The sequence below is a fragment of the Escherichia sp. UTM R2 genome (assembly GCF_048593455.1).
In the GTDB taxonomy this organism is placed as follows: Bacteria; Pseudomonadota; Gammaproteobacteria; order Enterobacterales; family Enterobacteriaceae; genus Escherichia; species Escherichia coli.
Genome location: NZ_JBFWDY010000002.1, coordinates 4,192,603 through 4,215,116 on the forward strand (window position 1 = coordinate 4,192,603; position 22,514 = coordinate 4,215,116).

At 54.3% G+C, this 22,514-nt stretch carries 26 protein-coding genes; 24 read left to right on the plus strand and 2 right to left on the minus strand.

Features of this window, described 5'->3' with window-relative positions:
- Positions 1 to 323: 323 nt before the first annotated feature.
- From AB4H76_RS21095 to phnP, 16 genes are all read left to right on the plus strand, one after another.
- Complete coding sequence (locus AB4H76_RS21095) at positions 324 to 659, plus strand: zinc ribbon domain-containing protein YjdM (RefSeq protein WP_001300891.1); 336 nt, start codon at positions 324 to 326, stop codon at positions 657 to 659.
- A 257-nt stretch (positions 660 to 916) separates the two neighbouring features.
- A complete protein-coding gene (gene yjdN / locus AB4H76_RS21100) occupies positions 917 to 1,360 on the plus strand; it encodes a VOC family metalloprotein YjdN (protein ID WP_001131339.1) in 444 nt (147 codons plus the stop codon).
- Between the two features lie 132 nt (positions 1,361 to 1,492).
- Positions 1,493 to 2,281 carry a phosphonate ABC transporter ATP-binding protein gene (gene phnC, locus AB4H76_RS21105; protein WP_077492642.1) on the plus strand — a complete coding sequence of 263 codons (789 nt, stop codon included), beginning with the start codon at positions 1,493 to 1,495 and terminating at the stop codon, positions 2,279 to 2,281.
- A 24-nt stretch (positions 2,282 to 2,305) separates the two neighbouring features.
- The gene (gene phnD, locus AB4H76_RS21110; RefSeq protein ID WP_000992002.1) at positions 2,306 to 3,322 is read left to right on the plus strand and encodes a phosphonate ABC transporter substrate-binding protein; all 1,017 of its coding nucleotides are present in this window, start codon (positions 2,306 to 2,308) and stop codon (positions 3,320 to 3,322) included.
- An 89-nt stretch (positions 3,323 to 3,411) separates the two neighbouring features.
- The gene (gene phnE, locus AB4H76_RS21115) at positions 3,412 to 4,191 is read left to right on the plus strand and encodes a phosphonate ABC transporter, permease protein PhnE (RefSeq protein ID WP_001398152.1); all 780 of its coding nucleotides are present in this window, start codon (positions 3,412 to 3,414) and stop codon (positions 4,189 to 4,191) included.
- Positions 4,192 to 4,211: 20 nt separating this feature from the next.
- Positions 4,212 to 4,937, plus strand: coding sequence for a phosphonate metabolism transcriptional regulator PhnF (gene phnF / locus AB4H76_RS21120; RefSeq protein ID WP_001351883.1), 726 nt, complete (start codon positions 4,212 to 4,214; stop codon positions 4,935 to 4,937).
- A complete protein-coding gene (gene phnG / locus AB4H76_RS21125) occupies positions 4,938 to 5,390 on the plus strand; it encodes a phosphonate C-P lyase system protein PhnG (RefSeq protein WP_000542803.1) in 453 nt (150 codons plus the stop codon).
- Positions 5,387 to 5,971, plus strand: coding sequence for a phosphonate C-P lyase system protein PhnH (gene phnH, locus AB4H76_RS21130; RefSeq protein WP_000171616.1), 585 nt, complete (start codon positions 5,387 to 5,389; stop codon positions 5,969 to 5,971). Before phnG ends, phnH begins: the two co-directional genes overlap by 4 nt.
- Entirely contained in the window at positions 5,971 to 7,035 is a 1,065-nt protein-coding gene (gene phnI / locus AB4H76_RS21135) for an alpha-D-ribose 1-methylphosphonate 5-triphosphate synthase subunit PhnI (protein WP_077492638.1), read from the plus strand. The genes phnH and phnI overlap by 1 nt, the downstream gene beginning before the upstream one ends.
- Complete coding sequence (gene phnJ, locus AB4H76_RS21140; protein WP_000002298.1) at positions 7,028 to 7,873, plus strand: alpha-D-ribose 1-methylphosphonate 5-phosphate C-P-lyase PhnJ; 846 nt, start codon at positions 7,028 to 7,030, stop codon at positions 7,871 to 7,873. The genes phnI and phnJ overlap by 8 nt, the downstream gene beginning before the upstream one ends.
- Positions 7,870 to 8,628, plus strand: a complete 759-nt coding sequence (phnK, locus tag AB4H76_RS21145) for a phosphonate C-P lyase system protein PhnK (RefSeq protein ID WP_077492636.1) — start codon at positions 7,870 to 7,872, stop codon at positions 8,626 to 8,628. Before phnJ ends, phnK begins: the two co-directional genes overlap by 4 nt.
- Before the next feature lie 110 nt (positions 8,629 to 8,738).
- Positions 8,739 to 9,419, plus strand: coding sequence for a phosphonate C-P lyase system protein PhnL (gene phnL, locus AB4H76_RS21150; RefSeq protein ID WP_077492634.1), 681 nt, complete (start codon positions 8,739 to 8,741; stop codon positions 9,417 to 9,419).
- The gene (phnM, locus tag AB4H76_RS21155) at positions 9,416 to 10,552 is read left to right on the plus strand and encodes an alpha-D-ribose 1-methylphosphonate 5-triphosphate diphosphatase (RefSeq protein WP_085452756.1); all 1,137 of its coding nucleotides are present in this window, start codon (positions 9,416 to 9,418) and stop codon (positions 10,550 to 10,552) included. Before phnL ends, phnM begins: the two co-directional genes overlap by 4 nt.
- Positions 10,552 to 11,109, plus strand: coding sequence for a ribose 1,5-bisphosphokinase (gene phnN, locus AB4H76_RS21160; protein ID WP_000147006.1), 558 nt, complete (start codon positions 10,552 to 10,554; stop codon positions 11,107 to 11,109). The genes phnM and phnN overlap by 1 nt, the downstream gene beginning before the upstream one ends.
- Complete coding sequence (phnO, locus tag AB4H76_RS21165; RefSeq protein WP_001110490.1) at positions 11,096 to 11,530, plus strand: aminoalkylphosphonate N-acetyltransferase; 435 nt, start codon at positions 11,096 to 11,098, stop codon at positions 11,528 to 11,530. Before phnN ends, phnO begins: the two co-directional genes overlap by 14 nt.
- Position 11,531: 1 nt before the next feature.
- Positions 11,532 to 12,290 (plus strand): phosphonate metabolism protein PhnP, encoded by a 759-nt coding sequence (gene phnP / locus AB4H76_RS21170; protein ID WP_000059908.1) that lies wholly within the window; start codon positions 11,532 to 11,534, stop codon positions 12,288 to 12,290.
- A gap of 146 nt (positions 12,291 to 12,436) precedes the next feature.
- On the opposite strand, the gene yjdP is transcribed toward phnP, so the two are convergent.
- Both yjdP and rpiB read right to left on the minus strand, forming a co-directional pair.
- Entirely contained in the window at positions 12,437 to 12,766 is a 330-nt protein-coding gene (gene yjdP / locus AB4H76_RS21175) for a DDRRRQL repeat protein YjdP (RefSeq protein ID WP_000819746.1), read from the minus strand.
- 68 nt (positions 12,767 to 12,834) lie between these two features.
- Positions 12,835 to 13,284 carry a bifunctional allose-6-phosphate isomerase/ribose-5-phosphate isomerase RpiB gene (gene rpiB, locus AB4H76_RS21180; RefSeq protein ID WP_000716794.1) on the minus strand — a complete coding sequence of 150 codons (450 nt, stop codon included), beginning with the start codon at positions 13,282 to 13,284 and terminating at the stop codon, positions 12,835 to 12,837.
- Positions 13,285 to 13,642: 358 nt separating this feature from the next.
- On the opposite strand from rpiB, the gene AB4H76_RS21185 reads away from it, so the two are divergent.
- The 8 genes from AB4H76_RS21185 (at position 13,643) to AB4H76_RS21220 (ending at position 22,512) form a co-directional block, all read left to right on the plus strand.
- The gene (locus AB4H76_RS21185) at positions 13,643 to 14,533 is read left to right on the plus strand and encodes a MurR/RpiR family transcriptional regulator (protein WP_000083216.1); all 891 of its coding nucleotides are present in this window, start codon (positions 13,643 to 13,645) and stop codon (positions 14,531 to 14,533) included.
- 58 nt (positions 14,534 to 14,591) lie between these two features.
- Entirely contained in the window at positions 14,592 to 15,527 is a 936-nt protein-coding gene (alsB, locus tag AB4H76_RS21190) for a D-allose transporter substrate-binding protein (protein ID WP_001046187.1), read from the plus strand.
- 126 nt (positions 15,528 to 15,653) lie between these two features.
- Entirely contained in the window at positions 15,654 to 17,186 is a 1,533-nt protein-coding gene (alsA, locus tag AB4H76_RS21195) for a D-allose ABC transporter ATP-binding protein AlsA (RefSeq protein ID WP_000235257.1), read from the plus strand.
- Positions 17,165 to 18,145: a D-allose ABC transporter permease gene (gene alsC / locus AB4H76_RS21200; RefSeq protein ID WP_000507106.1), complete on the plus strand. Its 981-nt coding sequence runs from the start codon at positions 17,165 to 17,167 to the stop codon at positions 18,143 to 18,145. The genes alsA and alsC overlap by 22 nt, the downstream gene beginning before the upstream one ends.
- Before the next feature lie 10 nt (positions 18,146 to 18,155).
- The gene (alsE, locus tag AB4H76_RS21205) at positions 18,156 to 18,851 is read left to right on the plus strand and encodes a D-allulose-6-phosphate 3-epimerase (protein WP_001311314.1); all 696 of its coding nucleotides are present in this window, start codon (positions 18,156 to 18,158) and stop codon (positions 18,849 to 18,851) included.
- Positions 18,835 to 19,764, plus strand: a complete 930-nt coding sequence (gene alsK / locus AB4H76_RS21210; protein WP_077492080.1) for an allose kinase — start codon at positions 18,835 to 18,837, stop codon at positions 19,762 to 19,764. The genes alsE and alsK overlap by 17 nt, the downstream gene beginning before the upstream one ends.
- A 272-nt stretch (positions 19,765 to 20,036) precedes the next feature.
- Positions 20,037 to 22,028 (plus strand): alkyl sulfatase YjcS, encoded by a 1,992-nt coding sequence (yjcS, locus tag AB4H76_RS21215; protein WP_077492078.1) that lies wholly within the window; start codon positions 20,037 to 20,039, stop codon positions 22,026 to 22,028.
- 208 nt (positions 22,029 to 22,236) lie between these two features.
- On the plus strand, positions 22,237 to 22,512 hold the full coding sequence (locus AB4H76_RS21220; protein ID WP_001295389.1) for a YtcA family lipoprotein: 276 nt from the start codon (positions 22,237 to 22,239) through the stop codon (positions 22,510 to 22,512).
- The last annotated feature ends 2 nt before the right edge of the window (positions 22,513 to 22,514 follow it).

The following is a 22,514-nucleotide window of genomic DNA, read 5'->3' on the forward strand; positions in this document are numbered from 1 at the left end:
ATTACTGCAAGAAATAATTTTATATTTAGCGTGTTGTTTTTTATTAGAATAAATAACGTCTTCCGATACGTTTAAAACGTCAGAAAGATAAAAATATCATGTGAATTAAAAAAAGAACAAGTAGAGCATTAACCTTATCTTAAATAATAAATGGAGGCAAAAAGATTATTTTCTTTTTGCGTTTCCTTTCAAATGAAAACGATCGTCGTCTAAAATCAGCAGTACCCCCGACAAACTCAGGGATTTTGTGTATAATTGCGGCCTTTTTCGGCAATCTGCCGTTTTTTGGCGCTTTTGCCCTGCTGACTTTTGAGGAAATCCACATGTCATTACCACACTGCCCAAAATGCAACTCCGAATACACCTACGAAGATAACGGCATGTACATCTGCCCGGAATGTGCCTACGAATGGAACGACGCAGAACCTGCACAGGAAAGCGACGAGCTAATCGTTAAAGATGCTAACGGCAATCTGCTGGCTGACGGCGACAGCGTTACCATCATTAAAGATCTGAAGGTGAAGGGTAGCTCTTCGATGCTGAAAATTGGCACCAAAGTGAAAAACATCCGCCTGGTTGAAGGCGACCATAACATCGATTGCAAAATCGACGGTTTTGGTCCGATGAAACTGAAATCTGAGTTTGTGAAAAAGAACTGATTGTATTGTGATCGGTAAGCCGGATAAGGCGCTCGCGCCGCATCCGGCAACGGTGCCGACTGCCTGATGCGACGCTTGCGCGTCTTATCAGGCCTACAAATTCCCGCACCCTCCGTAGGCCGGATAAGGCGTTTACGCCGCATCCGGCAACAGTGCCGACTGCCTGATGCGACGCTCGCGCGTCTTATCAGGCCGCCTCTCACCTGTATAAATTTCGAACTACACTTAACTGGCTTCTCTTAACTGAGGTCACCATCATGCCATTAAGTCCCTACCTCTCTTTTGCCGGTAACTGTTCCGACGCGATTGCCTATTATCAACGTACGTTGGGCGCGGAACTGCTCTATAAAATCAGCTTCGGCGAAATGCCGAAATCAGCGCAGGACAGCGCCGAGAACTGCCCTTCCGGAATGCAATTTCCCGATACCGCCATCGCTCATGCCAACGTGCGCATTGCCGGAAGCGACATCATGATGAGCGATGCCATGCCGTCAGGAAAAGCCAGCTACTCCGGCTTTACGCTGGTGCTCGATTCGCAACAGGTCGAAGAAGGAAAACGCTGGTTTGATAACCTTGCAGCTAACGGAAAAATCGAAATGGCCTGGCAGGAAACTTTCTGGGCGCATGGCTTTGGCAAAGTCACCGATAAATTTGGCGTACCGTGGATGATTAATGTCGTCAAACAACAACCAACGCAATAACCCGCCGGGAGGCCCGCCCTCCCGCACTGTCATCGAATTCCCGTTAACTCTTCATCTGTTAGTCACTTTTAATTAACCAAATCGTCACAATAATCCGCCACGATGGAGCCACTTTTTTAGGGAGGCTGCATCATGCAAACGATTATCCGTGTCGAGAAGCTCGCCAAAACCTTCAATCAGCATCAGGCGCTGCATGCGGTTGATCTGAACATTCATCACGGTGAAATGGTGGCTCTGCTTGGGCCGTCGGGTTCCGGCAAATCCACCCTTTTACGTCACTTAAGCGGTTTGATTACCGGCGATAAATCCGCCGGCAGCCATATCGAGCTGCTGGGCCGCACAGTCCAGCGCGAAGGCCGTCTGGCGCGCGATATCCGCAAAAGCCGCGCCCATACCGGCTACATCTTCCAACAATTCAACCTAGTGAATCGCCTGAGCGTACTGGAGAACGTGCTGATTGGCGCGCTCGGCAGCACGCCGTTCTGGCGCACCTGTTTTAGCTGGTTTACCCGCGAGCAGAAACAGCGGGCGTTACAGGCGCTGACCCGCGTTGGCATGGTGCATTTTGCCCATCAGCGCGTTTCTACGCTCTCCGGCGGCCAGCAGCAACGTGTGGCGATTGCCCGTGCGCTGATGCAGCAGGCGAAAGTGATTCTGGCCGATGAACCCATCGCCTCGCTGGACCCGGAATCAGCGCGCATCGTGATGGACACCCTGCGCGACATCAACCAGAACGACGGCATCACCGTGGTCGTCACGCTGCATCAGGTGGATTACGCCCTGCGCTACTGCGAGCGCATCGTCGCCCTGCGTCAGGGGCACGTCTTCTACGACGGCAGCAGCCAATTTTTTGATAACGAACGTTTTGACCATCTCTACCGCAGCATTAACCGCGTCGAAGAGAACGCGAAAGCTGCCTGACATCCCCATCATTGAGGAAAACGAATGAACGCTAAGATAATTGCCTCGCTGGCCTTCACCAGCATGTTCAGCCTCAGCACCCTGTTAAGCCCGGCGCACGCCGAAGAGCAGGAAAAGGCGCTGAATTTCGGCATTATTTCAACGGAATCACAGCAAAACCTGAAACCGCAATGGACGCCATTCTTACAGGATATGGAGAAGAAGCTGGGCGTGAAAGTGAACGCCTTCTTTGCCCCGGACTACGCGGGCATTATCCAGGGAATGCGCTTCAACAAAGTGGATATCGCCTGGTACGGCAACCTGTCGGCAATGGAAGCGGTGGATCGCGCCAACGGCCAGGTCTTTGCCCAGACGGTCGCGGCGGATGGATCGCCGGGTTACTGGAGCGTGTTGATCGTCAACAAAGATAGCCCGATCAACAACCTGAACGATCTGCTGGCGAAGCGGAAAGATCTCACCTTCGGCAATGGCGATCCTAACTCCACCTCTGGCTTCCTCGTCCCCGGTTACTACGTCTTCGCCAAAAACAATATCTCCGCCAGCGACTTTAAGCGCACCGTCAACGCCGGGCATGAAACCAACGCGCTGGCCGTCGCCAACAAGCAGGTGGATGTTGCCACCAACAACACCGAAAACCTCGACAAGCTGAAAACCTCCGCGCCAGAGAAGCTGAAAGAACTGAAGGTGATCTGGAAGTCGCCGCTGATCCCGGGCGATCCGATCGTCTGGCGTAAAAATCTTTCCGAAACCACCAAAGACAAGATCTACGACTTCTTTATGAATTACGGCAAAACGCCGGAAGAGAAAGCGGTGCTGGAACGCCTGGGCTGGGCACCGTTTCGCGCTTCCAGCGACCTGCAACTGGTGCCGATTCGTCAGCTCGCACTGTTTAAAGAGATGCAGGGCGTGAAAAGCAATAAAGGACTGAATGAGCAGGACAAGCTGGCAAAAACCACCGAGATTCAGGCGCAGCTGGATGACCTGGACCGCCTGAACAACGCGTTAAGCGCGATGAGTTCGGTAAGTAAAGCGGTGCAGTAAATCGTAGGTCGGATACATCCGACAATGTGCAGGCGTTGATGCCGGATGCGGTGCAAGCACCTTATCCGGCCTACAGACCGGAGCCAAACATGCAAACCATCACCATCGCCCCACCCAAGCGCAGCTGGTTCTCGCTTCTGAGCTGGGCCGTTGTTCTCGCCGTGCTGGTCATCTCGTGGCAGGGCGCGGAAATGGCCCCGCTTACGCTGATTAAAGACGGCGGCAACATGGCAACCTTCGCCGCCGACTTCTTCCCGCCCGATTTCAGCCAGTGGCAGGATTACCTCACCGAAATGGCCGTCACGCTGCAAATCGCCGTCTGGGGCACCGCGCTGGCGGTGGTTCTCTCCATCCCCTTCGGTCTGATGAGCGCCGAAAACCTGGTGCCGTGGTGGGTTTACCAGCCCGTTCGCCGCCTGATGGACGCCTGCCGCGCCATTAACGAAATGGTCTTCGCCATGCTGTTCGTGGTCGCCGTCGGTCTCGGCCCGTTCGCTGGCGTGCTGGCGCTGTTTATCCACACCACCGGCGTGCTCTCCAAGCTGCTTTCCGAAGCGGTGGAAGCGATTGAACCCGGCCCGGTGGAAGGCATTCGCGCCACCGGCGCTAACAAGCTCGAAGAGATCCTCTACGGCGTGCTGCCACAGGTGATGCCGCTGCTGATCTCCTACTCCCTCTATCGTTTCGAATCCAACGTCCGCTCGGCGACCGTCGTCGGCATGGTCGGTGCAGGCGGGATCGGCGTCACCCTGTGGGAAGCGATTCGCGGTTTCCAGTTCCAGCAAACCTGCGCCCTGATGGTGCTCATCATCGTCACGGTCAGCCTGCTGGATTTCCTCTCTCAACGGTTGCGTAAGCACTTTATCTGATAAGCGAGGCATTGATAGCTATGCACTTGTCTACACATCCGACCAGCTACCCAACACGCTATCAGGAGATAGCCGCAAAACTTGAGCAGGAGCTTCGTCAACACTACCGCTGCGGCGACTATCTTCCCGCCGAGCAGCAACTGGCGGCGCGCTTTGAGGTGAACCGCCACACCCTGCGCCGCGCCATCGACCAGCTGGTGGAAAAAGGCTGGGTACAGCGCCGTCAGGGCGTCGGCGTACTGGTGCTGATGCGCCCGTTCGATTACCCGCTCAACGCCCAGGCGCGTTTTAGCCAGAACCTGCTGGATCAGGGCAGCCATCCCACCAGCGAAAAACTGCTGTCTGTGCTGCGCCCGGCCTCCGGTCACGTTGCTGACGCGCTGGGGATTACCGAGGGCGAGAACGTTATCCACCTGCGCACCCTGCGTCGGGTCAACGGCGTCGCGCTCTGTTTAATCGACCACTACTTTGCGGACCTCGCCCTCTGGCCGACGCTGCAACGCTTCGACAGCGGCTCGCTGCACGATTTTCTGCGCGAGCAAACCGGAATTGCGCTGCGCCGCAGCCAGACGCGGATCAGCGCCCGCCGCGCCCAGGCCAAAGAGTGCCAGCGTCTTGAAATCCCGAATATGTCGCCGCTGCTGTGCGTGCGCACCCTTAACCACCGTGACGGTGAAAGCAGCCCGGCGGAGTACTCCGTCAGCCTGACGCGCGCCGACATGATTGAATTCACTATGGAGCACTGAATGCACGCAGATACCGCGACCCGCCAGCACTGGATGTCCGTACTGGCGCACAGCCAACCGACTGAGCTGGCAGCCCGCCTGAACGCGCTGAACATCACCGCCGACTATGAAGTAATCCGCGCCGCTGAAACCGGCCTGGTGCAGATTCAGGCGCGGATGGGTGGCACCGGCGAACGCTTTTTTGCTGGCGACGCCACGCTCACCCGCGCCGCCGTACGCCTGACTGACGGCACGCTCGGCTACAGCTGGGTGCTGGGGCGCGACAAACAGCACGCCGAACGCTGCGCGCTGATTGACGCGCTGATGCAGCAAACCCGCCATTTTCAAAACTTATCAGAAACTCTTATTGCCCCGCTGAACGCTGACCGTATGGCACGCATTGCCGCACGCCAGGCCGAAGTAAACGCCAGCCGGGTCGACTTCTTTACGATGGTTCGCGGAGATAACGCATGACCCTGGAAACCGCTTTTATGCTTCCCGTGCAGGATGCCCAGCACAGTTTTCGTCGCCTGTTAAAGGCCATGAGCGAGCCGGGCGTGATTGTCGCCCTGCATCAGCTCAAACGCGGCTGGCAGCCGCTGAATATCGCCACCACCAGCGTGCTGCTGACGCTGGCCGATAACGACACGCCGGTGTGGCTTTCTGCGCCATTAAGTAACGATATCGTCAGCCAGAGCCTGCGTTTTCATACCAACGCGCCGCTGGTCAATCAGCCGGAACTGGCGACCTTCGCGGTAACGGATGAGGCGATTTCCAGCGAACAGCTTAACGCCCTTTCCAGCGGCACCGCTGTTGCGCCAGAAGCGGGCGCGACGCTGATTTTACAGGTCGTCAGCCTGAGCGGCGGGCGCATGCTGCGCCTTACTGGCGCGGGTATTGCCGAAGAACGAATGATCGCCCCGCAGCTGCCGGAGTGCATTCTGCACGAACTTACCGAGCGCCCGCACCCGTTCCCGCTCGGCATCGACCTGATCCTGACCTGCGGCGAGCGCCTGCTGGCTATCCCGCGAACCACTCATGTGGAGGTATGCTGATGTACGTTGCCGTGAAAGGGGGCGAGAAGGCGATCGACGCCGCCCACGCCCTGCAAGAGAGCCGACGCCGGGGCAATACCGATTTGCCTGAACTGAGCGTCGCCCAGATTGAACAGCAGCTTAATCTTGCAGTAGATCGCGTGATGACCGAAGGCGGCATTGCCGACCGCGAACTGGCGGCGCTGGCGCTGAAACAGGCCAGCGGCGATAACGTCGAAGCGATTTTCCTGCTGCGCGCCTACCGCACCACGCTGGCAAAGCTGGCGGTAAGCGAGCCGCTCGACACCACCGGGATGCGCCTCGAACGGCGTATTTCGGCGGTTTATAAAGACATTCCCGGCGGCCAGCTGCTTGGCCCAACCTACGACTACACCCATCGCCTGCTCGATTTCACCCTGCTGGCAAACGGCGAAGCGCCAACGCTGACCACCGCCGACAGCGAACAACAGCCGTCGCCGCACGTTTTCAGCCTGCTGGCGCGTCAGGGGCTGGCGAAGTTTGAAGAAGATAGCGGCGCACAGCCGGATGACATCACCCGCACGCCGCCGGTTTACCCCTGCTCACGCTCTTCCCGTTTGCAGCAGTTAATGCGCGGCGACGAAGGCTATTTGCTGGCGCTGGCCTACTCCACCCAACGCGGTTACGGGCGCAATCACCCGTTCGCGGGCGAGATCCGCAGTGGTTACATCGACGTGTCGATTGTGCCCGAAGAGCTGGGATTTGCGGTAAACGTCGGCGAACTGCTGATGACCGAGTGTGAAATGGTCAACGGTTTTATCGACCCGCCGGATGAGCCGCCGCACTTCACGCGCGGCTATGGGCTGGTGTTCGGTATGAGCGAGCGCAAAGCGATGGCAATGGCGTTGGTTGACCGTGCGTTGCAGGCTCCGGAGTACGGCGAGCACCCCACAGGCCCGGCGCAGGATGAAGAGTTCGTGCTGGCACATGCCGATAACGTCGAAGCCGCAGGCTTTGTCTCGCACCTCAAACTCCCCCACTACGTCGATTTCCAGGCCGAACTGGAGCTACTCAAACGTCTGCAACAGGAACAGAACCATGGCTAATCTGAGCGGCTACAACTTTGCCTACCTCGACGAGCAGACCAAACGCATGATCCGCCGCGCCATCTTAAAAGCGGTAGCGATCCCCGGTTATCAGGTACCTTTTGGCGGGCGCGAGATGCCAATGCCATACGGCTGGGGAACCGGCGGCATACAGCTCACCGCCAGCGTGATTGGCGAAAGCGACGTGCTGAAGGTGATTGACCAGGGCGCAGACGACACCACCAACGCCGTGTCGATCCGCAACTTCTTTAAGCGCGTGACCGGGGTAAACACCACTGAACGTACGGACGATGCGACGCTTATCCAGACGCGCCATCGCATCCCCGAAACGCCGCTGACCGAAGATCAGATAGTTATCTTCCAGGTGCCAATCCCCGAGCCACTGCGCTTTATCGAGCCGCGCGAAACGGAAACCCGCACCATGCACGCGCTGGAGGAGTACGGCGTGATGCAGGTGAAACTGTATGAAGATATCGCCCGCTTCGGTCATATCGCCACTACCTACGCCTATCCGGTGAAGGTGAACGGGCGCTACGTCATGGACCCGTCGCCGATCCCGAAATTCGATAACCCGAAAATGGACATGATGCCCGCCCTGCAACTGTTCGGCGCGGGGCGCGAGAAGCGCATCTATGCGGTGCCGCCGTTTACCCGCGTGGAAAGCCTCGATTTCGACGATCACCCGTTCACCGTTCAGCAGTGGGATGAGCCGTGCGCCATCTGCGGATCGACCCACAGCTATCTTGATGAAGTGGTGCTGGATGACGCCGGAAACCGCATGTTTGTCTGCTCCGATACCGATTATTGCCGCCAACAGAGCGAGGCAAAAAACCAATGAATCAACCGTTACTTTCGGTCAATAACCTGACCCACCTTTACGCGCCGGGCAAAGGCTTTAGCGATGTCTCTTTTGATTTATGGCCGGGGGAAGTGCTGGGCATTGTCGGGGAATCCGGCTCCGGCAAGACCACGCTGCTGAAATCAATCTCCGCCCGTCTGACGCCGCAGCAGGGGGAGATTCACTATGAAAACCGTTCCCTCTATGGCATGAGCGAGGTCGACCGCCGTCGCCTGCTGCGCACCGAATGGGGTGTGGTGCATCAACATCCGCTTGACGGCCTGCGCCGCCAGGTGTCGGCAGGCGGCAATATCGGCGAGCGGCTGATGGCGACCGGGGCGCGTCATTACGGCGATATTCGCGCCACCGCGCAGAAGTGGCTGGAAGAGGTGGAAATTCCCGCCAACCGGATCGACGACCTGCCGACCACCTTTTCCGGTGGCATGCAGCAGCGTTTGCAGATTGCCCGCAATCTGGTGACGCATCCGAAGCTGGTGTTTATGGACGAGCCAACCGGCGGGCTGGATGTGTCGGTGCAGGCACGCCTGCTCGATCTGCTGCGCGGCCTGGTGGTGGAGCTGAACCTGGCGGTGGTGATTGTCACCCATGATTTAGGCGTTGCCCGCCTGCTGGCGGACCGTTTGCTGGTGATGAAACAGGGGCAAGTGGTGGAGAGTGGGTTAACCGACCGCGTGCTCGACGACCCGCACCATCCGTACACCCAGTTGCTGGTGTCATCGGTTTTGCAGAATTGAGCCGGTGCCGGATGCGGCGTAAACGCCTTATCCGGCCTACAAATGCGCTCCCCGTAGGTCGGATAAGACGCGTCAGCGTCGCATCCGACACCCGAACCACGAGGCGAAAAATGATTAACGTACAAAACGTCAGTAAAACCTTCATCCTGCACCAGCAAAACGGCGTGCGCCTGCCCGTCCTCAACCGCGCCTCGCTCATCGTCAACGCGGGCGAATGCGTGGTGCTCCACGGCCATTCCGGCAGCGGCAAATCAACCCTGCTGCGCTCGCTGTACGCCAACTATCTGCCCGACGAAGGGCAAATCCAGATTAAACACGGTGACGAATGGGTAGACCTGGTCACCGCGCCAGCCCGCAAAGTGGTAGAGATCCGCAAAACCACCGTCGGCTGGGTGAGCCAGTTTCTGCGCGTTATCCCGCGCATTTCGGCGCTGGAAGTAGTAATGCAGCCGCTGCTCGATACCGGCGTACCGCGTGAAGCCTGCGCCGCTAAAGCCGCGCGTCTGCTCACCCGCCTGAACGTGCCGGAACGCCTGTGGCACCTCGCACCATCGACCTTCTCCGGCGGCGAACAGCAGCGTGTCAACATCGCCCGCGGCTTTATCGTCGACTACCCCATTTTGTTGCTCGACGAACCTACCGCCTCGCTGGACGCCAAAAACAGCGCCGCCGTAGTGGAACTGATCCGCGATGCCAAAGCCCGTGGCGCGGCCATCGTCGGCATCTTCCATGACGAAGCCGTACGCAATGACGTCGCCGACCGCCTGCACCCAATGGGAGCCTCTTCATGATTATCAATAACGTTAAGCTGGTGCTGGAAAACGAGGTGGTAAGCGGTTCGCTGGAGGTGCAGAACGGTGAAATCCGCGCCTTTGCCGAAAGCCAGAGCCGCCTGCCAGAAGCGATGGATGGCGAAGGCGGCTGGCTGCTGCCGGGGCTGATTGAGCTGCATACCGATAATCTGGATAAATTCTTCACCCCGCGCCCGAAGGTTGACTGGCCCGCCCACTCGGCAATGAGCAGCCACGATGCACTGATGGTGGCAAGCGGCATCACCACCGTGCTGGACGCGGTGGCGATTGGCGACGTGCGCGACGGCGGCGATCGGCTGGAGAATCTGGAGAAGATGATCAACGCCATCGAAGAGACGCAGAAACGCGGCGTCAACCGCGCCGAGCACCGCCTGCACCTACGCTGCGAACTGCCGCATCACACTACGCTGCCGCTGTTTGAAAAACTGGTGCAGCGCGAGCCGGTCACGCTGGTGTCGCTGATGGACCACTCGCCGGGCCAGCGCCAGTTCGCCAACCGCGAGAAGTATCGCGAATATTATCAGGGCAAATACTCCCTCACCGATGCGCAGATGCAGCAGTATGAAGAGGAACAGCTGGCGCTTGCCGCACGCTGGTCACAGCCTAATCGCGAATCCATCGCCGCCCTGTGCCGCGCACGACAAATTGCCCTCGCCAGCCACGATGACGCCACCCACGCCCACGTTGCCGAATCCCATCAGCTTGGCAGCGTGATCGCCGAATTTCCCACCACGTTCGAAGCGGCGGAAGCTTCGCGCAGGCATGGCATGAACGTGCTGATGGGCGCGCCGAATATCGTGCGCGGCGGTTCGCACTCCGGCAATGTGGCGGCCAGTGAACTGGCGCAGCTTGGCCTGCTGGATATCCTCTCTTCCGACTACTACCCCGCCAGCCTGCTGGATGCGGCGTTCCGCGTCGCCGATGACGAGAGCAACCGCTTTACGCTGCCGCAGGCGGTGAAGCTGGTGACCAAAAATCCGGCGCAGGCGCTGAATCTTCAGGATCGCGGGGTGATTGGCGAGGGCAAACGCGCCGACCTGGTGCTGGCGCATCGCAAGGGCAATCACATTCATATCGACCACGTCTGGCGTCAGGGGAAAAGGGTGTTCTGATGACGGGAAAACTGATTTGGTTAATGGGGCCGTCCGGCTCCGGGAAAGACAGCCTGCTGGCGGAACTCCGCCTGCGGGAACAGACGCAGCTACTGGTGGCGCATCGCTACATCACGCGCGATGCCAGCGCCGGAAGTGAAAACCATATCGCCCTGAGTGAGCGGGAGTTTTTTTCCCGCGCGGGGCAAAATCTGCTGGCCTTAAGCTGGCACGCTAACGGTCTGTATTATGGTGTCGGCGTCGAGATTGACCTCTGGCTGCACGCCGGATTCGACGTGGTGGTCAACGGTTCACGCGCGCATTTGCCGCAGGCACGGGCGCGCTATCAATCGGCGCTGCTGCCCATTTGCTTACAGGTGTCGCCGGAGATCCTGCGCCAGCGCCTGGAAAACCGTGGCCGTGAAAACGCCAGTGAAATTAACGCCCGCCTGGCGCGCGCCGCCCGCTATACTCCACAGGATTGCCATACGCTCAACAATGACGGCAGCCTGCGCCAGTCGGTCGACACGCTGCTGACGCTGATCCATCAGAAGGAGAAACACCATGCCTGCTTGTGAGCTTCGCCCGGCCACGCAGTACGACACCGACGCGGTTTACGCGCTGATTTGTGAGCTAAAACAGGCGGAGTTTGACCACCACGCGTTTCGCGTGGGTTTTAACGCCAATCTGCGCGACCCAAACATGCGCTACCATCTGGCGCTGCTTGATGGCGAAGTTGTCGGCATGATCGGCCTGCATTTGCAGTTTCATCTGCATCATGTCAACTGGATCGGCGAAATTCAGGAGTTGGTGGTAATGCCGCAGGCGCGCGGTCTGAACGTCGGCAGTAAGTTACTGGCGTGGGCAGAAGAAGAAGCCCGCCAGGCCGGGGCCGAAATGACCGAACTTTCGACCAACGTGAAGCGCCACGACGCGCACCGTTTCTATCTGCGCGAAGGCTACGAGCAGAGCCACTTCCGCTTCACCAAGGCGCTGTAACATGAGCCTGACCCTCACGCTCACCGGCACCGGCGGCGCACAGGGCGTTCCGGCATGGGGCTGCGAGTGTGCGGCCTGCGCCAGAGCGCGGCGCTCGCCGCAGTATCGCCGCCAACCGTGCAGCGGCGTAGTGAAGTTTAACGACGCAATCACCCTGATCGACGCCGGGCTGCACGATCTCGCCGATCGCTGGTCGCCCGGATCGTTCCAGCAGTTTTTGCTGACGCATTATCATATGGATCACGTCCAGGGGCTGTTTCCGCTGCGCTGGGGCGTTGGCGATCCGATCCCGGTTTACGGCCCGCCGGATGAACAGGGCTGCGACGATCTGTTTAAACATCCGGGCCTGCTTGATTTCAGCCACACGGTGGAACCGTTTGTGGTGTTTGATTTGCAGGGGTTACAGGTCACGCCCCTGCCGCTCAACCACTCAAAACTGACCTTCGGTTATCTGCTGGAAACGGCACACAGCCGGGTGGCGTGGCTGTCTGACACCGCAGGCTTGCCGGAAAAAACGCTGAAATTTTTACGCAATAATCAGCCGCAGGTAATGGTGATGGATTGCAGTCACCCGCCGCGCGCGGATGCACCGCGTAATCACTGTGATTTAAATACCGTGCTTGCGCTGAATCAGGTTATCCGCTCGCCACGGGTGATTCTGACCCATATCAGCCACCAGTTTGATGCGTGGCTGATGGAAAACGCACTACCGTCAGGGTTTGAGGTGGGGTTTGATGGGATGGAGATTGGGGTGGCGTGATGAGAGGGAATGTGCGCGCTGGCCCCCTCACCCTAACCCTCTCCCCAGAGGGGCGAGGGGACCGATTGTGCTCGATATTGAATATTGCGCTCGTTTTCTCCCTCTCCCCATTGGGGTGAGGGGCGATGCCTGCTCCATACCCAACCTCATCGCCCATACTCATCTTCCATTCTCCGCTCTTCATCCTCCAGTTGCCGACGCTCCTGATCAAGCTGGCGCTGGCGATCGTCCAGCTGCCTGCGGCGATCTTCAAACTGGCGGCGGCGGTCGTCATATTGTCTGCGCCGATCGTCGCTCACTTCACGCTGCCAGCCGTCGTCGCGCGAATCTTCATAGTCTCGCCCACGGTCAGGGTTATAAGCGTCATTAATCGCCTGCTGAATATTGCCAATGGTGTCGTCGATAATATCGGCCTGGGCCGGAACGGTGGACAGCGTGAGCAGGGTGAATAAAAGAAATAGCGGAAAGCGTTTCATTAGCCAACCTCAAAAAGAAACTCTATCCACATTAATCATTACTCATCCATGCAAGTAGTGGATGAATCTCAATTTCTCCGCTGCTCTATTGCCGTAATCGCCTCCACGCGTTGTTGATGACGACCGCCTTCGTACTGTGCGCCCAGCCACGCATCCACAATCATTTTTGCCAGTTCGAGGCCAACCACTCGTGAACCAAAAGCCAGCACGTTGGTGTCGTTATGCTGCCGCGAAAGTTGCGCGGAATAAGGTTCGCTACAGACGACCGCGCGAATTCCGGCAAACTTGTTCGCCGCTATCGAAATACCGACGCCAGTACCACAAATCAAAATCCCGCCATCAACCTCTCCGCCAGCAACAGCCAGTGCGACTTGACTGGCGTAATGTGGATAATCAGTACGCTCTGACGACCAGGTTCCTTTATCAATCACTTCAACGCCACGCTCAACTAAATGTGCCACTATTTCATGTTTTAAAATGAAACCGACATGATCACAGCCAAATGCAATCTTTTTCATTCATCTTCCCCGTCCGTGCAAAACTTCACAATCAAAAAACATTTGTGATGTTAATGAATTAAAAACACCCAAAATCGATGAATTACGCCTTCCTGATCTGTTTTACAGAGTTACATCTGACAGCGCAATAGCGTTAAAGACACTCACCATCCAGCAACATCTATCATCTAAAAAACCAGAAAAACAAATAACATCATGTTTTTAAACTAATTAAATGAAATAAAATTTTAAGCCACTCGCCATTGTTCACAATAAAATAAACTTTATAAATTTTATTTTATTGTGAAGTCGCCAGCATCTTTTCTGTTCTTGCTGTGGTGATATAGTGGCGTCTTCAATTCAAGGACAAGAGAACGTGATGAGCCAGTCAGAGTTTGATTCAGCGCTTCCGAACGGTATAGGGTTAGCGCCTTACCTGCGAATGAAGCAGGAAGGAATGACAGAAAATGAAAGCCGCATCGTGGAGTGGTTACTCAAACCCGGTAACCTGAGTTGTGCACCCGCAATTAAAGATGTCGCAGAAGCTCTGGCGGTATCTGAAGCGATGATAGTTAAGGTATCAAAGCTGCTGGGGTTTAGCGGCTTTCGTAACTTACGCAGTGCGCTGGAAGATTATTTTTCTCAGTCAGAACAGGTATTGCCTTCCGAGTTGGCTTTTGATGAAGCGCCGCAGGATGTGGTGAATAAGGTATTTAACATCACTTTACGCACCATTATGGAAGGTCAGTCGATCGTCAACGTTGATGAGATCCACCGTGCCGCCCGCTTTTTCTATCAGGCCAGACAGCGGGATTTGTACGGTGCCGGAGGATCAAATGCTATCTGTGCTGATGTACAGCACAAGTTCTTGCGCATTGGCGTACGCTGTCAGGCCTATCCTGATGCTCACATCATGATGATGTCCGCTTCGTTGTTACAGGAAGGAGATGTTGTGCTGGTAGTGACCCATTCCGGGCGAACCAGTGATGTAAAAGCGGCCGTAGAACTGGCAAAAAAGAACGGGGCAAAGATTATTTGTATAACCCATAGCTACCATTCACCGATAGCGAAACTGGCCGATTATATTATTTGCTCACCAGCCCCGGAAACGCCGTTATTAGGTCGTAATGCCTCGGCAAGAATATTACAACTAACTTTGCTGGACGCTTTTTTTGTCTCTGTCGCCCAGCTCAACATTGAACAAGCTAATATTAATATGCAAAAAACCGGCGCAATTGTTGATTTCTTCTCACCAGGCGCGCTGAAATAAGAAAAAGGTAATTCCGCCATCGCGGAGTTACCTGTCCCCTTACCGTGAGAACATTATTATGAATAAATATCTGAAATATTTCAGCGGCACACTCGTGGGCTTAATGTTGTCAACCAGCGCTTTTGCTGCCGCCGAATATGCTGTCGTATTGAAAACCCTCTCCAACCCATTTTGGGTAGATATGAAAAAAGGCATTGAAGATGAAGCAAAAACACTGGGCGTCAGCGTTGATATTTTTGCCTCTCCTTCAGAAGGCGATTTTCAATCTCAATTGCAGTTATTTGAAGATCTCAGTAATAAAAATTACAAAGGTATCGCCTTCGCTCCATTATCCTCAGTGAATCTGGTCATGCCTGTCGCCCGCGCATGGAAAAAAGGCATTTATCTGGTTAATCTCGATGAAAAAATCGACATGGATAATCTGAAAAAAGCTGGCGGCAATGTGGAAGCTTTTGTCACCACCGATAACGTTGCTGTCGGGGCGAAAGGCGCGTCGTTCATTATTGACAAATTGGGCGCTGAAGGTGGTGAAGTCGCAATCATTGAGGGTAAAGCCGGTAACGCCTCCGGTGAAGCGCGTCGTAATGGTGCCACCGAAGCCTTCAAAAAAGCAAGCCAGATCAAGCTTGTCGCCAGCCAGCCTGCCGACTGGGACCGCATTAAAGCACTGGATGTCGCCACTAACGTGTTGCAACGTAATCCGAATATTAAAGCGATCTATTGCGCGAATGACACGATGGCAATGGGTGTTGCTCAGGCAGTCGCAAACGCCGGAAAAACGGGAAAAGTGCTGGTCGTCGGTACAGATGGCATTCCGGAAGCCCGCAAAATGGTGGAAGCCGGACAAATGACCGCGACGGTTGCCCAGAACCCGGCGGATATCGGCGCAACGGGTCTGAAGCTGATGGTTGACGCTGAGAAATCCGGCAAGGTTATCCCGCTGGATAAAGCACCGGAATTTAAACTGGTCGATTCAATCCTGGTCACTCAATAAAACTGAATGATGCCGGATGATGATGCTAATGAAGTGTCTTATCCGGCCAACAAAATAACCTGAACGTAGACCTGATAAATGTAGCCATCAGGCAATAATACGATATTTCGTGCAGAGAGGTTATTTATGGCCACGCCATATATATCGATGGCGGGGATCGGCAAGTCCTTTGGTCCGGTTCACGCATTAAAGTCGGTTAATTTAACGGTTTATCCTGGTGAAATACATGCATTACTAGGAGAAAATGGCGCGGGTAAATCCACGCTAATGAAAGTTTTATCCGGAATACATGAGCCGACCAAAGGCACCATTACCATTAATAACATTAGCTATAACAAGCTGGATCATAAATTAGCGGCACAACTCGGTATCGGGATTATTTATCAGGAACTCAGCGTTATTGATGAATTAACCGTACTGGAAAATTTATATATTGGTCGTCATCTGACGAAAAAAATCTGTGGCGTCAATATTATCGACTGGCGAGAAATGCGTGTCCGCGCCGCCATGATGTTATTACGCGTGGGCTTGAAAGTTGATCTAGATGAGAAAGTGGCGAATTTATCTATCAGCCACAAGCAGATGCTAGAAATTGCCAAAACGCTGATGCTCGATGCCAAAGTCATCATCATGGATGAACCCACCTCCTCACTCACCAATAAAGAGGTGGACTATCTGTTTCTGATCATGAATCAGTTGCGTAAAGAGGGTACGGCCATCGTCTATATCTCGCATAAGTTGGCGGAAATTCGCCGTATTTGCGACCGCTATACGGTGATGAAAGACGGCAGCAGCGTTTGCAGCGGCATAGTAAGCGATGTGTCAAATGACGATATCGTCCGTCTGATGGTAGGCCGCGAACTGCAAAACCGTTTTAACGCGATGAAGGAGAATGTCAGCAACCTTGCGCACGAAACGGTTTTTGAGGTGCGGAACGTCACCAGTCGTGACAGAAAAAAGGTCCGGGATATCTCATTTAGCGTCTGCCGGGGAGAAATATTAGGCTTTGCCGGACTGGTCGGTTCCGGACGTACTGAACTGATGAATTGTCTGTTTGGCGTGGATAAACGCGCTGGCGGAGAAATCCGTCTTAATGGCAAAGATATCTCTCCACGTTCACCCCTGGATGCCGTGAAAAAAGGGATGGCTTACATCACTGAAAGCCGCCGGGATAACGGTTTTTTCCCCAACTTTTCCATCGCTCAGAACATGGCGATCAGCCGCAGTCTGAAAGACGGCGGCTATAAAGGCGCGATGGGCTTGTTTCATGAAGTTGACGAGCAACGTACCGCTGAAAATCAACGCGAACTGCTGGCGCTGAAATGTCATTCGGTAAACCAGAATATCACCGAACTCTCCGGGGGAAATCAGCAGAAAGTCCTGATCTCCAAATGGCTGTGCTGTTGCCCGGAAGTGATTATTTTCGATGAACCTACCCGCGGCATCGACGTTGGCGCGAAAGCCGAAATTTACAAAGTGATGCGCCAACTGGCGGACGACGGAAAAGTCATCCTGATGGTGTCATCTGAACTACCTGAAATTATCACCGTCTGCGACCGCATCGCCGTGTTCTGCGAAGGACGACTGACGCAAATCCTGACGAATCGCGATGACATGAGCGAAGAGGAGATTATGGCATGGGCTTTACCACAAGAGTAAAAAGCGAAGCGAGCGAGAAGAAACCGTTCAACTTTGCGCTGTTCTGGGATAAATACGGCACCTTTTTTATCCTGGCGATCATCGTCGCCATCTTTGGTTCGCTGTCACCAGAATATTTTCTGACCACCAATAATATTACCCAGATTTTTGTTCAAAGCTCCGTGACGGTATTGATCGGCATGGGCGAGTTTTTCGCTATCCTGGTCGCTGGTATCGACCTCTCGGTTGGCGCGATTCTGGCGCTTTCCGGTATGGTGACCGCCAAACTGATGTTGGCAGGTGTTGACCCGTTTCTCGCAGCGATGATTGGCGGTGTACTGGTTGGCGGCGCACTGGGGGCGATCAACGGCTGCCTGGTCAACTGGACGGGGCTACACCCGTTCATCATCACCCTTGGCACCAACGCGATTTTCCGTGGGATCACGCTGGTGATCTCCGATGCCAACTCGGTATACGGCTTCTCATTTGACTTCGTGAACTTCTTTGCCGCCAGCGTAATTGGGATACCTGTCCCCGTTATCTTCTCACTAATTGTCGCGCTCATCCTTTGGTTTCTGACAACGCGTATGCGGCTCGGGCGCAACATCTACGCACTGGGCGGCAACAAAAATTCGGCGTTCTATTCCGGGATTGACGTGAAATTCCACATCCTGGTGGTGTTTATCATCTCCGGTGTTTGTGCAGGTCTGGCAGGCGTCGTCTCAACTGCACGACTCGGTGCCGCAGAACCGCTTGCCGGTATGGGTTTTGAAACCTATGCCATTGCCAGCGCCATCATTGGCGGCACCAGTTTCTTCGGCGGCAAGGGGCGCATTTTCTCTGTGGTGATTGGCGGGTTGATCATCGGCACCATCAACAACGGTCTGAATATTTTGCAGGTACAAACCTATTACCAACTGGTGGTGATGGGCGGATTAATTATCGCGGCTGTCGCCCTTGACCGTCTTATCAGTAAGTAAGGAATTGAACATGAAAATCTCCCCCTCGTTAATGTGTATGGATCTGCTGAAATTTAAAGAACAGATCGAATTTATCGACAGCCATGCCGATTACTTCCACATCGATATCATGGACGGTCACTTTGTCCCCAATCTGACACTCTCACCGTTCTTCGTAAGTCAGGTTAAAAAACTGGCAACTAAACCGCTCGACTGTCATCTGATGGTGACGCGGCCGCAGGATTACATTGCTCAACTGGCGCGTGCGGGAGCTGATTTCATCACTCTGCATCCGGAAACCATCAACGGCCAGGCGTTCCGCCTGATTGATGAAATCCGCCGTCATGACATGAAAGTGGGGCTGATCCTTAACCCGGAGACGCCAGTTGAGGCCATGAAATACTATATCCATAAGGCCGATAAAATTACGGTCATGACTGTCGATCCCGGCTTTGCCGGACAACCGTTCATTCCTGAAATGCTGGATAAACTTGCCGAACTGAAGGCATGGCGTGAACGAGAAGGTCTGGAGTACGAAATTGAGGTGGACGGTTCCTGCAACCAGGCAACTTACGAAAAACTGATGGCGGCAGGGGCGGATGTCTTTATCGTCGGCACTTCCGGCCTGTTTAATCATGCGGAAAATATCGACGAAGCATGGAGAATTATGACCGCGCAGATTCTGGCTGCAAAAAGCGAGGTACAGCCTCATGCAAAAACAGCATAACGTCGTAGCGGGCGTGGATATGGGGGCAACGCATATCCGCTTTTGTCTGCGGACAGCAGAAGGTGAAACGCTACACTGCGAAAAAAAGCGGACCGCAGAAGTCATTGCTCCCGGCCTGGTGTCGGGTATCGGCGAAATGATTGACGAGCAACTCAGGCGCTTTAACGCTCGCTGTCATGGTCTGGTGATGGGATTTCCGGCGCTGGTCAGTAAAGATAAACGCACCATTATTTCTACGCCTAACCTGCCGTTAACAGCGGCGGATTTATATGATCTCGCCGATAAGCTCGAAAATACGCTGAATTGTCCGGTTAAGTTTTCCCGCGACGTTAACCTGCAACTCTCCTGGGACGTAGTAGAAAACCGCCTTACGCAACAACTGGTTCTGGCGGCCTATCTCGGTACGGGGATGGGGTTCGCAGTGTGGATGAACGGTGCGCCGTGGACGGGTGCACACGGTGTGGCAGGCGAACTGGGTCATATCCCCCTGGGAGATATGACCCAACACTGCGCGTGTGGCAATCCTGGGTGCCTGGAAACCAATTGCTCTGGAATGGCGCTAAGACGCTGGTACGAACAACAGCCCCGAAATTACCCATTGCGCGATCTTTTCGTCCATGCGGAAAACGCCCCTTTCGTCCAGAGTCTGCTTGAAAACGCGGCACGGGCCATTGCCACCAGCATTAATCTGTTCGATCCCGATGCGGTGATCCTGGGCGGTGGCGTGATGGATATGCCCGCCTTCCCACGCGAGACTCTCGTTGCCATGACCCAAAAGTACCTGCGCCGTCCACTGCCGCATCAGGTCGTGCGCTTTATTGCCGCCTCATCTTCTGACTTTAATGGCGCTCAGGGTGCAGCAATATTGGCGCATCAACGTTTTTTGCCACAGTTCTGTGCTAAAGCCCCATGAGTAAAACGTTGGCACAGTAGCGCAATGTCCCGCTGTGCCAACGACAGGTACAATATATATAATAAACACATAAAACGACTCATATTATTTTCTGCAATGATAGTTTTACTGTAATTTTCCCTCTTCAGCACAAATGCCTAATAAAATGGCGCGTTCCGCTCACACTTCCACTTATTAAAGTCGCAATTTCCCAATTATGATAACGCCAGCTTTAAATGACGTATTTTGCATGGATTACATATTTACGACATAAATGATAAATGGAGATTTATATGAATAACTCTCGGTTATTCCGTTTGAGCAGGATTGTTATTGCGTTAACTGCCGCCAGCGGCATGATGGTAAATACCGCTAACGCTAACGCGAAAGAGGAAGCGAAAGCCGCCACTCAATATACCCAACAGGTTAATCAGAATTACGCCAAATCATTACCGTTTAGCGATCGTCAGGATTTTGACGATGCCCAGCGTGGATTTATCGCCCCGCTGCTGGATGAAGGTATTCTGCGTGATGCGAACGGTAAAGTTTACTACCGCGCGGACGATTACAAATTTGATATTAATGCCGCAGCGCCGGAAACCGTAAACCCCAGCCTGTGGCGTCAGTCGCAAATCAACGGTATTTCTGGCCTGTTCAAAGTCACCGATAAAATGTATCAGGTGCGCGGCCAGGATATCTCTAACATTACGTTCGTTGAGGGCGAGAAAGGCATTATTGTTATCGACCCGCTGGTGACGCCGCCTGCCGCAAAAGCCGCACTTGACCTTTACTTCCAGCATCGTCCGCAAAAACCGATTGTTGCCGTTATCTACACTCACAGCCACACCGACCACTATGGTGGCGTGAAAGGCATTATCTCTGAAGCCGATGTTAAATCCGGCAAAGTTCAGGTGATTGCCCCTGCAGGCTTTATGGACGAAGCCATCAGCGAAAACGTGCTGGCGGGTAACATCATGAGCCGCCGTGCGCTCTACTCTTACGGTCTGTTACTGCCGCACAACGCGCAAGGCAACGTGGGTAATGGCCTTGGCGTGACGCTGGCAACGGGCGACCCGAGCATTATTGCACCGACTAAAACTATCGTCCGAACTGGCGAGAAGATGATTATCGACGGCCTGGAGTTTGACTTCCTGATGACCCCAGGTAGCGAAGCGCCAGCCGAAATGCACTTCTATATTCCGGCCCTGAAAGCCCTGTGTACCGCCGAGAACGCCACGCATACCCTGCACAACTTCTACACTCTACGCGGCGCGAAAACCCGCGACACCAGCAAGTGGACCGAGTATCTGAACGAAACGCTGGATATGTGGGGTAACGACGCGGAAGTCCTGTTTATGCCGCACACCTGGCCGGTCTGGGGCAATAAGCATATCAATGATTATATTGGTAAATATCGCGATACTATCAAGTACATTCACGACCAGACCCTGCACCTGGCGAACCAGGGCTACACCATGAATGAAATCGGCGACATGATTAAGCTGCCGCCTGCACTTGCCAATAACTGGGCCAGCCGTGGCTATTACGGTTCTGTCAGCCACAACGCCCGCGCGGTGTATAACTTCTATCTTGGCTATTACGACGGTAACCCGGCTAACCTGCATCCGTATGGTCAGGTGGAGATGGGTAAACGTTACGTGCAGGCGCTGGGCGGTTCTGCCCGTGTCATCAACCTGGCGCAAGAAGCGAACAAGCAAGGTGATTACCGCTGGTCGGCAGAACTGCTGAAACAGGTGATTGCCGCCAACCCGGGTGACCAGGTCGCGAAGAATCTGCAAGCGAATAACTTTGAACAGCTGGGCTATCAGGCCGAGTCCGCCACCTGGCGCGGTTTCTACCTGACCGGCGCGAAAGAGCTGCGCGAAGGGGTGCATAAGTTCAGCCACGGCACCACCGGTTCCCCGGACACCATTCGCGGGATGTCGGTCGAAATGCTGTTCGACTTTATGTCCGTTCGCCTCGATAGCGCGAAAGCCGCGGGTAAAAATATCAGCCTGAACTTCAATATGGGCAACGGCGATAACCTCAACCTGACGCTGAACGATAGTGTGCTTAACTACCGGAAAACGCTGCAACCGCAAGCCAACGCCTCTTTCTACATCAGCCGTGAAGATCTGCACGCCGTGCTGACCGGACAGGCAAAAATGGCGGATCTGGTAAAAGCGAAGAAAGCCAAAATTATTGGCAATGGCGCGAAACTGGAAGAAATTATTGCCTGTCTGGATAATTTCGATTTGTGGGTGAATATCGTAACCCCAAATTAATGCCACTCGCTTTTGGGGGCGCTGAAGCCCCCAAAAGCATTTATTTTAAAAATATATACAACCAATTAATACATAAAATATATAAGTTATGAATGCGGTGGCTGAATAAAGCTATTTTTATTCATCAAGAAAATAGCCATACTGACGCCTTCAATGGATATTGATATTCACTACAGATATTGTTCGCAGCAGACAGGATGTATTTAATATGCCAACAGTTCTCTCTCGCATGGCGATGCAACTCAAAAAAACAGCCTGGATAATTCCCGTCTTCATGGTTTCGGGATGCTCATTATCTCCGGCAATCCCGGTGATCGGCGCTTATTATCCCAGCTGGTTTTTCTGCGCCATTGCCAGCCTTATTTTGACGCTCATCACGAGGCGAGTTATTCAGCGGGCAAATATCAATCTGGCATTTGTCGGAATTATTTATACCGCCCTTTTTGCTCTCTACGCCATGCTGTTCTGGCTGGCATTTTTCTAATC